The organism is Shewanella sp., assembly GCF_048265805.1.
GTDB lineage: Bacteria > Pseudomonadota > Gammaproteobacteria > Enterobacterales > Shewanellaceae > Shewanella.
Genome location: NZ_JBLXAT010000003.1, coordinates 1 through 12,791 on the forward strand (window position 1 = coordinate 1; position 12,791 = coordinate 12,791).

Sequence of the window (12,791 nt, forward strand, 5' to 3'; positions counted from 1 at the left end):
TCATAGTGCCTCCGTTGAAAAAGGCACTATGTCAAAGTGTGGGTACTATTGGTATGTGGGGTTTATTAACCGCTTACAAAGAAACATTGTGGTTGGAGATAATGAAGCAGGAAAGAGTACTATATTAACGGCTATTGAGCTTGTATTGAGTGGCAGTAGAAGCAAGGTAGAAAGTTTGGGGGTTGAAGCTTTGAGGTGATCGGAATAAACCGAAACAAGCGATCGCAATCACCGAAATACGCACTCTGTGGTGCCAAGCCAACTCTGTACGCGGCACTAAATAGTCCAACACAAGAATTAGTGCAGCACGGGCACGTGTCGAAGTGTGCATAAATCAGAGCGACTGTTGTCATCAACACTCAGGCACAAAATTCTCATGTATTTCAGAATAGAGCACCTAAATCAGAATGGTGAGAACATTCTGATTCTCAGTGAGAATTGTCAATCACGGTGTACTGATACCTTATACAGTTAACAATATAGTATTTAACATAATATACATTGTGCGCATTTAGATATGGCGCTGTGTGGCTGCTTGGGGTTTGAGCTGTGATTGGTGGTTTATGGCGTAAAACAGCTTTGGTACTAATCAGCGTCATAGTAGTTAATTATTAGGCGTCATTCGTAACGTACATCAAGAAGCTTTGTTAAGTGCCATGCATGGAACCATATCTTGATGACTATTGCGACTTTATCAACGTCAGACTCTCGTTGCTTTCTACCACGCCTACATTGTCGCACACTGTCATCAACAGATTCATTCCGCGCTGCATGCTTGCTGGATACCAAGCTAAGTCAAAGCCAATCCTGCATCATACATACTGATGGCTATAGCCATTTGCCGCCATATCGGCCGCCGGCGTCAATCCGATGATGACTCAATAAAAAGCAGATTTAACAGTTACAGGCTAATGATATAGCGGCCAGATTTAAAATCTGTGGCACCTACTGTAAGCAACGCCGATTTCAGGCAAGGTACGACGCGCTAAATTCAACTCGGTAGATTGGGACGAACTCAGTCGTAATCTGGGCGAATGCAATGCTTTGTTAGTCGATAAAGGCCCATGAACAAGGCGTGCGGAATTGGATGCATTGATGCAATTGCATTTAGCAGAGAGATACCGAAATAGCGGTTTAGCAGTAGCACGATTACTGACGCTGGATTCTGTTGTTGGTGGTTAGTGATTGATTGGAAGTAGCAGAACTTTCGCGAAGAAAAATCAAAGTAATCGATTTAAACCAATAACTTATTGATTATTATATATGAGCAAATTTGCTCAAAGTCCTGAAAGTCCCCCTATTAAAACCCCTATTAATTTTTGCCGATAATCTAGGTTATCAGCAAAAACGTGTTATGCTCGGCCGACTTTATTACGGACCACCATTTATTATGCGACCACTGTTACAGCCGCTCTTTGCTGGCGACCATAATTCGGATATTGAACTTACACTCGCTAATTATCACCATGCTGATGGTGTATTTAACACGGTCGATGCCAGTTTGCAGGAATATCAAGAAGCGTGTCGTTTTCTTCGTGGTGTGCAAAATCGCCCTAATACGTTTCGCTCCTATCGGCGTGACATCGAGAAGCTATTGTTATGGGCGTGGACGGTAAAACAGGTGTCGGTAACGGTACTGCGTCCGAGTGATTTACTTGATATGGTGCGCTTTTATAGTAATCCGCCTAAGGATTGGTGTAGCCCTTGTCAGGTAAAACGATTTACCAACGGTGAGGAATTCAATCCGCAATGGCGCCCTTGTGTGGCCAACCGCCCTGCTCCTACGCAAAGCTCGATCAAGGCGATGCTGGCATCTATCAGCGCTTTTTATCAGTTTTTGGTGGATGATGCGGAAATTGCCATGGGCAATCCAGCACTTTCCGCCCGAAAACGCAGTATTGCTAGTGCCGCACCTACGCAAGAGATCACCACTAAGCTGTTTACTGCCACGCAGGTGCAATATCTTACGTTGGCATCTCGACAGATGGCGCAGCTCAATCCGGTAAAATGGGCTAAAGCACGCTTTGCGGTTGCCCTGCTATTTCACCGCTATTTACGCATTTCAGAGATCTCACGTCACACGGTTCGCGGCTGGCAAACTTATACGCCAACCATGGGCTGTTTCCAACGTGTGTCTGGCGACTGGTTCTTCTATATTCCCGCGGGTACCAGCAAGAATAACAAGAGCGATTTGGTTACCATACCACCAGAGTTACTCGAAGAATTAAAGCTTTATCGCCGGCAAATCACTGCGCAAACAGGTCTAGAGCTGCCTGACTTGCCAGCCCCTGAAGAGCCAATCCCGCTACTGCCAAAAATTCTGGTTAATGGACAGATCCGTGATGGTTTATCGGTGCGATCCGTGCGTTACTTGATGCAGGAAGTCTTTGATTATGCGGCAGAACTGCTGCTAAAAGATGCTGAACAGTCCCCCGATAAAGATGAGCTGATTGCTGAAGCCCATGGTATGAAAGCCGCCACGGTGCACTGGTTACGCCACAGTGGCATTTCGACAGATTTGGCCGAGGGCCGCAATACGGTTCATGTGCGCGATGATGCGCGCCACGTTGATTTATCTACAACGAATATCTACACCCATACCGATCTGCACGACCGCGCAGCCTCAGCCAAAAAGAAACAGCGGATGGACAAATAATTCATTAGATTTACGTGCTGCTGAGCGTTTTTGCAGTGTTAGCGCGGGATTAAGATGATGCAACTGATGTGCCATGTGGTCATTCTGCGCAATAGCACCTAACGCTGGATAGAATCCGCTCTGTCGCAGCCCGGAGGGTTAATCTAAACGCACGCTGAACTTTGTTGCATCCAGCTCACTTAGTTGCCTAAGCTTTACTGGTCATGCCTCGTTCATCACGCGTTTAATTTGGGAAAAACTAATATTACAAAGGTCAACAGCCTCTATAAATCGGTCCGCGGCGTTTATTTTAGAACGCCAAACTTGCTTTGAGTTTGGCGAGTCGCGCCACAGCTTGCTGTAGATTCTCCATCGAATTCGCAGTGGAGAATCGCACATAATTCTCGGTGCCAGCCGCGCCGAAATCTCGCCCTGGTGTTACCGCGATATGGCAGCGTTGCATCAGTTCAAAAGCGAACTCCCAACTTGATGCTAACCCCATGGCATCGCACCATTGCTGGCAGTTTGCCCACGCGTAAAACGCGCCGTCAGGCACCACTGGCACCGTTAAGCCAAGTTCATTCAAAGCAGGAATAAACCAATCGCGTCGCCGTAAATATGCTAAGCGCCGCTGTTCATATTCGGCGATGCTCTGGGGGGCAAAACATGCAATCGCTGCTTGCTGGGCAATGGTGCTGGGGCAGATAAAGAAGTTTTGCGCCAGTTTTTCAATGGTGGCAACTAGCTGTTGTGGCACGACCATCCAGCCTAAGCGCCATCCCGTCATAGAGAAGTATTTGGAGAAGCTATTGATCGAGATGATGTTGTCATCAAGCGCCAATGCGGATTGACCGAAACTTTTATCGTAGCTCAAACCAAGATACAACTCGTCGACGATGGTGTAACCGCCCTGCTGTTTGACGAAGTTATTGATGCCACTGAGTTCACTGGCAGGAATTGATGTTCCGGTCGGATTTGATGGTGAGGCAATTAGCACACCGCGGCTAGTAGGACACCAATGCTCAGCCACCTTGGCTTGCGTCAGTTGAAAGCGATCCGCTGCCGTGGTTGGGATTAAGGTCGCAGTACCGCCAACGCTACTGACAAAGTGGCGATTACAGGGATAACAAGGATCGGGCATGAGTACTTCATCGCCCGGCTCTACTAGCGCCATACATACCAGTTGCAACGCCGCTGAAGCCCCTGCGGTGACAATTATTCGCTCAGGATCGATAGCTAAGCCGAAGCGTTGTTGATACCAATCGCTGATCTTTTGTCGCAGCGGCGTTAGCCCCAATGCGGAAGTGTACTTAGTGGTGCCCGCATTAATCGCGCTGATAGCCGCTTGTTGAACGAGCTCGGGCGCAGTGAAATCAGGTTCCCCTAGGGAGAGGTGGATCATCGGAGGCTGTTCTGGTGTGAGCTGCTGCTCAATCTCGGTGGCGCGTTTCGTCAGTTCCATAGCGTAAAACGGGTCTATTTGTTCGGTACGTTGCGCAACTTTCATCAGCGATGGCTCTCCACTTTTTTGCCTACATCTGCGGCTATGTTAACCGCTATTGTTGGGCATCTGACAACTTTATCCCCAGTATTTGCGGTAATATTAGCTTTGGATAGCTACGTTAGCTGATTGAGACTGGTAAACCTCAGCAAGTAGCAGTAACATTCGTTGGATTTTACTTTTTCATTGCAAGGATTTTGCATCGATGAACGTGATGTTCGTGTTGTTACCTCTGGCCATGCTAGTTATTTTACTGGCGTTAGGTGCATTGTTTTGGGTAACGAAAGTACGCGCTGTTAGCGCTGCTGCAGCACGGGATAACGAAGAGGTTCCATCAAACCCAGCAAACTCCGACTCTCATTCACACCATTAGTAACTAACACCGTCCCGCGCTGTTATTCGCTCAAAATTGCCGCGCAATTATGTGGTAATTCCTCGCTCGTTAATTTAGCGGCTGCTGTAATCAACTTTTATTGAGAAAATCAAATGTGGTCATCCGTTTTGCGGACAGAGGCATGTTTTTTTGATCTGGCTCAAGTCGGCTGTAGATAGCGACCAGAAACATCGTTAAGATGACGCAATAGTTTTAATCAGGAAAAACTATGGCTATTGATAACAGCAAGGCTCGTCGCCCAATGACCACAGGTTGTGCCATCCATTGTCATGACTGTAGCATGGGTACTTTATGCATTCCATTTACGCTAAATAATAATGAGTTAGATCAACTCGACAATATTATTGAGCGTAAAAAGCCAATCCAGAAAGGTGAACAGTTGTTCAAATCTGGTGATGCGCTCAAATCGCTGTTTGCTATCCGTTCTGGCACGCTGAAAAGCTACACCATTACCGAACAAGGTGATGAGCAGATCACTGGCTTTCATTTGGCGGGTGACGTCATCGGTTTTGATGGCATTCATCTGCAGCAACACCAAAGCTTTGCCCAAGCGCTAGAGACGTCGATGGTGTGTGAGATCCCGTATAACACTTTGGATGAACTATCTGGCACCATGCCGAAGCTACGCCAACAGATTATGCGCATGATGAGCAGTGAAATTATGACCGACCAAGGCATGATTTTATTGCTGAGTAAAAAGAATGCGGAAGAACGCCTTGCCGCCTTCATTTATAGCTTGTCTACCCGTTACGGCGAACGCGGTTTTTCACCGAAAGAGTTTCGCTTAAGTATGACTCGTGGCGACATTGGCAACTATCTTGGCTTAACAGTTGAAACCATTAGCCGCTTGCTTGGCCGCTTCCAAAAAATGAACTTAATTGAGGTAAAAGGTAAGTATATTACTGTGCTCGACAGCACAGCTTTAGAGCAACTTGCGGGTCAGGCTAACAAAGCGTAACAGAGTGAAGAATTTTTGTATTTTCTTTGATCTTTGACGAGACAAAGCAACTGATATAGCACATGATATAGGTACGTCATCCCGATACGGAGAACGTTATTATGGACTATAAAAAGATTCTGGTTGTTGTCGATCCAACCTCAGACATCCAGCCTGCACTTTCTCGTGCAGTCGAGCTTGCCAAAGGGAATCAGGCCTCAATTACCGCCTTTCTTTCCATTTTCGATCTGTCCTATGAGATGACATCTATCCTGTCATCTCAAGAACGTGAAGCGATGCGATTGGGCGTGGTTAATCAGCGCAAAGCATGGTTAGCCGACTTAATCGCACCGTTTGCTGCGCAAGGCATCGAAATTCAACAGCAAGTGTTATGGCACAACCGCCCTTACGAAAGCATTATCAAATTTACCCAAGAAGGGAGTTTTGATTTAATCGTCAAAGGCACGCACCAACACGACAAACTCAAAGCCGTTATTTTTACGCCAACCGATTGGCATTTACTGCGTAAATCACCAGTACCGGTGTTATTGGTAAAAGATAAAGAGTGGCAGCACCAAGGTAACATTCTGTGTGCCGTTAATGTCGCCTGTGAAGATGAAGCGCATTTGACACTCAATAGTAAAATTATTGAGCATGCCAATTCCCTCGCCCACCAATTCAATGCCAATGTGCACTTAGTTAATGGCTATCCCGGCACACCGGTAAATTTGGCGATTGAGTTACCTGACTTTGATGCCCGCACTTATAACGAAACCATTCGTATGCAGCATGAGCAGCGGGTAAATTATTTGGCGAATGAGTATGGCCTGCCCAACGCCAACTGCCATGTCAAAGAAGGCTTACCTGAAGACGTGATCCCCGAAATTGCTGATGATCTCAACGTCGAGTTAGTGGTGTTAGGGACTGTTGGTCGTACTGGGCTGTCAGCAGCGTTGATTGGTAACACCGCTGAACACGTCATCGACTCCATCAATTGTGACTTACTAGCGATAAAACCGGACGGATATAAGTCACCTGTCGGTTAACGCCCTTTACCCGTTGACCGTTAGCTGGAATAATACGCGCCCTGAACTTATTGGTTATTTCACAGGGCGCTATTTTTATGTCTGACGTTAGTGAACTGGATAAAAAACAGATCACCCGCCTCAATAAACTGCAAAAGCGGTTACGTAGAGAAGTGGGCAGTGCGATTGCAGATTACAACATGATTGAAGCTGGTGATCGCGTGATGGTGTGTTTGTCCGGTGGTAAAGACAGCTACACCATGCTGGATATTTTGGTAAATCTCCAACAACGTGCGCCAGTGGATTTTGAGATTGTGGTAGTTAATCTCGATCAAAAGCAACCTGGCTTCCCAGAAGATGTACTGCCAGCGTATCTCGACAGTCTCAACGTGCCTTACCATATTCTGGAAAAAGACACATACTCGATCGTTAAAGAGAAAATTCCGGAAGGTAAAACCACCTGTTCGCTCTGCTCTCGCTTACGTCGTGGCACGTTATACGGTTTCGCGCATCGTATCGGCGCAACTAAGATCGCATTGGGCCATCATCGTGATGACATTATCGAAACGCTGTTTTTGAATATGTTTTATGGTGGCAAGATGAAAGCGATGCCACCTAAGTTGTTGTCTGACGATGGTGCCAACGTGGTGATTCGTCCTCTCGCCTACTCGCGTGAGAAAGACATTGCCGAATATGCAGCGTTAAAATCGTTCCCAATTATTCCGTGCAACTTGTGCGGCTCGCAAGAAAACCTGAAGCGTGCCGAGGTCAAAGCACTGCTAAAGAGTTGGGACAAACAGTTCCCAGGCCGAATTGAAACTATCTTTACCGCTATGCAAAACACCGCGCCTTCACAAGGTGTTGATCGTGCCGCATTTGATTTTGTGTCATTGACCAAAGACCCAACTGCTACCATGGCCGGAGATGTGGCAGAAGCAGACTTACCTGCGTTCGATTTTATGGATGTGTCCAACAGTGGCCATATCGACTTAGATAATGCCGCGAAACGCATTGATGTCGTTGAATTGTTTCAGCCCTAATCGCTAAACTGCAAGTATAAAAATTAAGCCGCCCATTTTTCAATGCGCGGCTTTTTTCATATGGAGCACTTAGTTGTCCATACGATTTTTTGTCATCATCTCGGCGACGTTGTCATAAACTGACTGCAATACATCTGCATCGACAGGCTTATCTTCATTGTCGTGGAAACGAATCTCGGTTTTCTCAGTATCGTTGGCGGCTTTCGTTACCACCATACGGTAGTTGCCGTTTTCAAGATTCATCTTCTTGCTACCAAACAATGATGACCAGAATCCCGTGTTATCTTTAAACGACAAGTAGTACAGACCTTTGTTCGAGTCCATATCTACAACGTTAAAACCGACATCTGGCAGTACCAAGGTCAAACGATCCCATGTACGTTTCAACGGAGCATCTACTACGAACACGCCTTCATCACTATCGGTAGCAGGAGCAACGTAGTTAATTGCCAGACCCTGACTCTGCGCTTCGCGGTTAGCGCGAATGATATTACCGCGCTCAACGCTCATGAAAGAGATAGTGCGGTTCAACATCTCAATCGCGTAGCGATCTTTGTTTTCGCCTTTAAGCAGGATCTGCTGTTCTTCGCCGTTGTAGCTTTCTTGGCTATCCAACACGCTAATTTTCAAGTAACCAGTACGGCCGTGGGGGCGAACTTCTACATCGAATTGATAACGTTGGCGTACGGTGAATACTTTGTCTTCAGCGATCCAAGGGCTATCGATAATCTGTGAACTATCAATCCAATCTGTGGTGATAACGCCTTGCTCTTTATCTTGAGATGCAATTGGATAGTTGTATTTGGCTAGGAAGCCTTCAATAACTGACAGCATTTCTTGTTTAAGATCAGCTGAGCCTTTGATTGATTCCACCACGATTTTAATGTCACTGCTGCCCTCTTCTACATGAGTACCTTCCGCCAATGGCAGAATTTGCAGTGGTGGGCGAATGTCGAGATTTTTGCCGTAAAGCGTGGCATCGGCTTTATCCCCAATGGATGGGATCTCATATTCTTTGCTGTACTTTGGTGTATTCAATCCGTTAGGAATGACCAGAGGAGCCTGATTTTTTGCATTGACATAATCAAAGGTGCCATTTGGCTGTCTACGTTCAATCGGCGTACTACAAGCGGTAACTGACAGGACTGCAACAGCAACGCTAAGATGTTTAAATGTTGGCATTAATTTATTGGACCTCTATTCGGGCTTTTTTCATGGCTTGGATCAACAGACCATGAAACTCACTAGAAAGTTCAGTTAAAGGTAAACGAATTGCGCCATGAGTGATCAGTCCCATCTTATGAACAGCCCATTTTACTGGGATTGGGTTAGATTCACTGAACAAGGAAGTGTACAGATCGCGAATATCGGCTTCAGCCAGTTCAGCTGCAGCTGGGTTACCCGCTAACGCCGCATCACACATCGCTTTGAATTGGCGTGGCACAATGTTGTTAGCAACAGAAATCACACCATTACCGCCTAGCAGAAGGAATTGGCATGCTGTGGCATCATCACCACTGTACAGTTTGAAATCAGCGCCACACAGTTCACGCAGCTTAGCAACACGGCTCAAATCACCCGTTGCTTCTTTCACTGCCACGATATTGCTTACTTGGCTCAACTCAGCCACCGTTTCTGGCTTCATATCGACCGCAGTACGGCCTGGCACGTTGTACAGAATTTGCGGTGCATCAGTCGATGCCGCAATTGCTTTATAATGCGCAATAAGCCCTTTTTGTGTCGGCTTGTTGTAATAAGGTGTTACGCCCAGCATACCAGCAACATCGAGCTGGTTAAGGGCATGGGTCAGTTCAATCGCTTCGTCCGTAGCATTTGCACCGTTACCACCGATGACCGGAATACGGCCCGCAGCGAATTGCAGCGTGTGTTTAACTACTTCAACGTGTTCTTTCATCGGTAGCGTTGCCGACTCACCCGTAGTGCCAACAGACACAATTGCGTCTGTGCCTTCGGTGATATGAAACTCCACCAAACGTTCGAGACTAGCGTAGTCTACCGAACCATCCGGGTTCATTGGTGTTACTAAGGCAACGATGCTTCCGTCAATCATGAGAATTCCCCAAAAATAAAGGCTTCGCTATGGTACTTACGCTGCATTTAGATGACAAGGGCTTGCTGAGCTAACATTTGGAATTAGTTGTGGTAGGATTAGCGACAGCACAAAAATTGTTGCGCGACAACATAGTTAACACCTCTTTAGTGCAATAAATCACATAAGGAAAATTCATGACCAACTACTTGGTCGTCACCGCCATGGGCACCGATCGTCCTGGCTTGGTGGCACGGCTCGCCAAACTGGCCAGCGACTGCGATTGCGACATTGTTGATAGCAGAATGGCGGGGTTCGGCAATGAATTCACTATGATCATGATGATGTCTGGCTCATGGCCGGCTATCACCCAGTTAGAAAGCCAATTACCGCAACTAAGTGTGGAGTTAGAACTGCTGACCGTGATGAAGCGTACATCTAAGCATACGCCGCAGAACTACGCTTCCCGCCTTGAGGTGACATTACAAGGCCAAGACCAACGCGGAACCATGCGCAAAATCACTACGTTTTTGGCTGAGCGTTCTCTCGATTTGGGGGCGGTGCGCTCGTTTTCTACCGATGATGATGCCAATACACAACATCTGTTTTTAGCGATCAACATCCCTGAAAACGTTAACTTAGAAGATCTAGAGCAAAGTATTGCCGCTGAAGCGCAATCACTTAATCTTTCTTGCAGCATCAAACGTATGCAAGGCGTACAAGTTCCTGATATTAGCTAAACCATAAAGATGAAGGATAACCTCATGACACCATTAATCGAGGGCCAACAGGCACCTGCATTCACCTTAAAAAATCAAAATGGCGAGGATGTATCACTCAGCGAAACCCTGAAAACTCAACGCGTGCTGGTGTACTTCTACCCTAAAGCAATGACACCAGGTTGCACCGTGCAAGCCTGTGGTCTGCGTGACACCTACGCTGAGTTGGCTCAACGTGGCGTTACCGTGTTTGGTATTAGCCCAGATGCGCCTGCTAAGTTGAAAAAATTTGAAGACAAACACGAACTCAATTTTACTCTGCTCAGCGATGAGGACCATAAAGTGGCTGACGCCTTTGGCGTCTGGGGTGAAAAGAAGTTTATGGGCAAGGTTTATGACGGCATTCATCGCCTGAGTTTCTTGGTCGGCCAAGATGGCAAAGTGGAGAAGTTCTTCAATAAATTTAAAACCAAAGATCACCATGAAGTTGTGCTTGCCTACCTTGATGGCGATGCATAATTTTCGTTGACTATCGAGCATGATGAAAGCCCGATGTCGCGGGCTTTTTTACTATTGCATTACCACTGCATCTGCCAATCTTTAAACACTGGCTGAAAGCCGCGGGCTTTTATCGCTTTGACGACCTGCGGCACGCTACGCCCATCATTGATGGCAAACTGGTCTAACGCCGATTGAGGGTTAGCATAGCCGCCCGGCTCCGTTGAACTCTCGGCGCTCATATGGGTGATGCCCAATGCCATCAGATTATCGCGCAGCGTAGCAGACTCGCGGGTAGATAAACTCAGCTCGACATTGGGCGAAAATAGCCGCATGGCGCACAACAACTGCACTAACTGTCGGTCGGCCATCGCCTGTACCTCAATGCTGCTGCCGGCACAGGGGCGTAATCTCGGTACGGAGACACTGAAACGGCTGCGCCAATAACGCTGCTGCAGATAGTGTAAATGATGCCCCAGCAATAAACTTTCGATGCGCCAATCGGCTAACCCCAATAACGCGCCAATACCGAGTTTATCGACACCAGCGGTTGCGGCGCGGTCGGGGCAATTTACGCGCCATGCAAAATCCCGTTTTTTACCACGATGATGGTGCGCCGCATAAACAGCAGGTTGGTAGCTCTCTTGGTAAACCATGACTGCGTCTAACCCGTGCGCCACGAGCGTTTGATATTGCTCGGTTGCCAAAGGCTGAATCTCTAGCGCCAAATAACTGAAATGTGGTGAACATCGCGCGAGCGCATTAATAAAATAATCGACCCCCACCTTACGTTCATGTTCACCCGCCACTAATAACACCGAGTCAAACCCTCGTTGCTCCAAAATGGCAATTTCAGCATCTAACTCGTCATCGTCTAATACTTTGCGTTTAATGGGATTGTGACTACTAAAACCACAGTAGTCACAATCATTGGCACATAAGTTAGATACATACAGCGGCGCGTATAACTGGATATTGCTGCCAAAACGTTGCCGCGTCAGCGTCGCCGCCAACTGCGCTAGTGGTTCTAAGTACTGCATTGCTACCGGTGATAACAGTGCTGCAAGCGCATCGGTATTGGCCTCAATGCGTTGCGGGGTGGCTAAGTAAGCTTCAACATCTGCCGTAGTAAAGCTATTGAGCTTAAGCTGCAGTCTATCTAAGCCATCATCGTGAATGAGTTGCGCCAAGCGGCTTGAGAACGTTTGATCCATGTCATGCGGCTCCTTGCTGCTGCAAAAATCCTGTTAACGGGCTGGAGGCTTCGGCTTGGCGCTGTACCGCGCCCAAACCCGCTTCATAAGCGCAGCGCCCCGTGACAACTGCTTGTCGAAAACAAGCCGCCATCGCCAATGGATCACGCGCAGAAGCAATAGCTGTATTCACCAACACAGCGTCGGCGCCTAACTCCATCGCCTGCGTTGCTTGTGCTGGCGAGCCAATTCCCGCGTCAATCACCACTGGCACCTGAGCTTGCTCAATGATGATTTTCAAAAACGGCGCACTAGCGAGTCCTTGATTAGAGCCAATCGGACTACCAAGCGGCATGACGGCGGCACAGCCGATCTCCTGCAACCGACAACACAACACCGGATCGGCATGAACATACGGCAGCACCTTGAAACCTTGCGCTACCAGTTCTTTACAGGCGTGGAATGTTTCTAGTGGATCGGGCATGAGATAGCGCGGGTCGGGATGGATCTCGACTTTGACCCACTCTGTTCCGAGCATTTCTCGCCCGAGCTCAGCGGCAAATATCGCCTCTTTGGCGGTACGAGCCCCCGATGTGTTGGGTAACAGTTTGTGACCCGCCGCTTGCAGCGGTTTGAGAATTTCATCGGATCCGCGCTTAAAGTCCAAACGTTTTAGTGCCACCGTTACTAACGATGCTTCACTGGCGGTAATGGCCGCCAACATGGTAGCTGCATTGGCGAACTTACCAGTACCGGTAAACAACCGACTAGAAAATGGGGTGTCAGCAATTGTAAGCAT

12 protein-coding genes are annotated in these 12,791 nt (G+C 47.5%); 7 read left to right on the forward strand and 5 right to left on the reverse strand.

Annotation, left to right across the window (positions count from 1 at the left end):
* A partial coding sequence (locus ACN0TT_RS02500; RefSeq protein WP_417760564.1) for an AAA family ATPase occupies positions 1-199 on the forward strand: 199 nt, incomplete at its 5' end.
* A 1,191-nt stretch (positions 200-1,390) separates the two neighbouring features.
* The gene (locus ACN0TT_RS02505) at positions 1,391-2,656 is read left to right on the forward strand and encodes a tyrosine-type recombinase/integrase (RefSeq protein WP_417760565.1); all 1,266 of its coding nucleotides are present in this window, start codon (positions 1,391-1,393) and stop codon (positions 2,654-2,656) included.
* Positions 2,657-2,945: 289 nt separating this feature from the next.
* On the opposite strand, the gene ACN0TT_RS02510 is transcribed toward ACN0TT_RS02505, so the two are convergent.
* The gene (locus ACN0TT_RS02510) at positions 2,946-4,142 is read right to left on the reverse strand and encodes a pyridoxal phosphate-dependent aminotransferase (protein WP_417760566.1); all 1,197 of its coding nucleotides are present in this window, start codon (positions 4,140-4,142) and stop codon (positions 2,946-2,948) included.
* A gap of 596 nt (positions 4,143-4,738) precedes the next feature.
* On the opposite strand from ACN0TT_RS02510, the gene etrA reads away from it, so the two are divergent.
* The 3 genes from etrA to ttcA all read left to right on the forward strand — a co-directional run bounded on the left by etrA (position 4,739) and on the right by ttcA (position 7,532).
* On the forward strand, positions 4,739-5,488 hold the full coding sequence (gene etrA / locus ACN0TT_RS02515) for an electron transport transcriptional regulator EtrA (protein ID WP_417760567.1): 750 nt from the start codon (positions 4,739-4,741) through the stop codon (positions 5,486-5,488).
* A gap of 98 nt (positions 5,489-5,586) precedes the next feature.
* Positions 5,587-6,513 carry a universal stress protein UspE gene (gene uspE, locus ACN0TT_RS02520; protein ID WP_417760758.1) on the forward strand — a complete coding sequence of 309 codons (927 nt, stop codon included), beginning with the start codon at positions 5,587-5,589 and terminating at the stop codon, positions 6,511-6,513.
* A gap of 77 nt (positions 6,514-6,590) precedes the next feature.
* Positions 6,591-7,532: a tRNA 2-thiocytidine(32) synthetase TtcA gene (gene ttcA / locus ACN0TT_RS02525; RefSeq protein WP_417760568.1), complete on the forward strand. Its 942-nt coding sequence runs from the start codon at positions 6,591-6,593 to the stop codon at positions 7,530-7,532.
* 69 nt (positions 7,533-7,601) lie between these two features.
* Here the strand turns inward: ttcA and bamC are convergent, their stop codons facing one another.
* A complete protein-coding gene (bamC, locus tag ACN0TT_RS02530) occupies positions 7,602-8,714 on the reverse strand; it encodes an outer membrane protein assembly factor BamC (protein WP_417760569.1) in 1,113 nt (370 codons plus the stop codon).
* A 4-nt stretch (positions 8,715-8,718) separates the two neighbouring features.
* Positions 8,719-9,603 carry a 4-hydroxy-tetrahydrodipicolinate synthase gene (gene dapA / locus ACN0TT_RS02535; RefSeq protein ID WP_417760570.1) on the reverse strand — a complete coding sequence of 295 codons (885 nt, stop codon included), beginning with the start codon at positions 9,601-9,603 and terminating at the stop codon, positions 8,719-8,721.
* 176 nt (positions 9,604-9,779) lie between these two features.
* On the opposite strand from dapA, the gene ACN0TT_RS02540 reads away from it, so the two are divergent.
* Together ACN0TT_RS02540 and bcp are read left to right on the forward strand one after the other, a co-directional pair.
* Positions 9,780-10,322 (forward strand): glycine cleavage system protein R, encoded by a 543-nt coding sequence (locus tag ACN0TT_RS02540; protein ID WP_417760571.1) that lies wholly within the window; start codon positions 9,780-9,782, stop codon positions 10,320-10,322.
* Positions 10,323-10,346: 24 nt separating this feature from the next.
* Entirely contained in the window at positions 10,347-10,820 is a 474-nt protein-coding gene (gene bcp / locus ACN0TT_RS02545) for a thioredoxin-dependent thiol peroxidase (RefSeq protein ID WP_417760572.1), read from the forward strand.
* A 59-nt stretch (positions 10,821-10,879) separates the two neighbouring features.
* Here bcp and thiH read toward each other — a convergent pair whose 3' ends face one another.
* On the reverse strand, positions 10,880-12,013 hold the full coding sequence (gene thiH / locus ACN0TT_RS02550) for a 2-iminoacetate synthase ThiH (RefSeq protein WP_417760573.1): 1,134 nt from the start codon (positions 12,011-12,013) through the stop codon (positions 10,880-10,882).
* A gap of 1 nt (position 12,014) precedes the next feature.
* Positions 12,015-12,791, reverse strand: a complete 777-nt coding sequence (locus ACN0TT_RS02555; RefSeq protein WP_417760574.1) for a thiazole synthase — start codon at positions 12,789-12,791, stop codon at positions 12,015-12,017.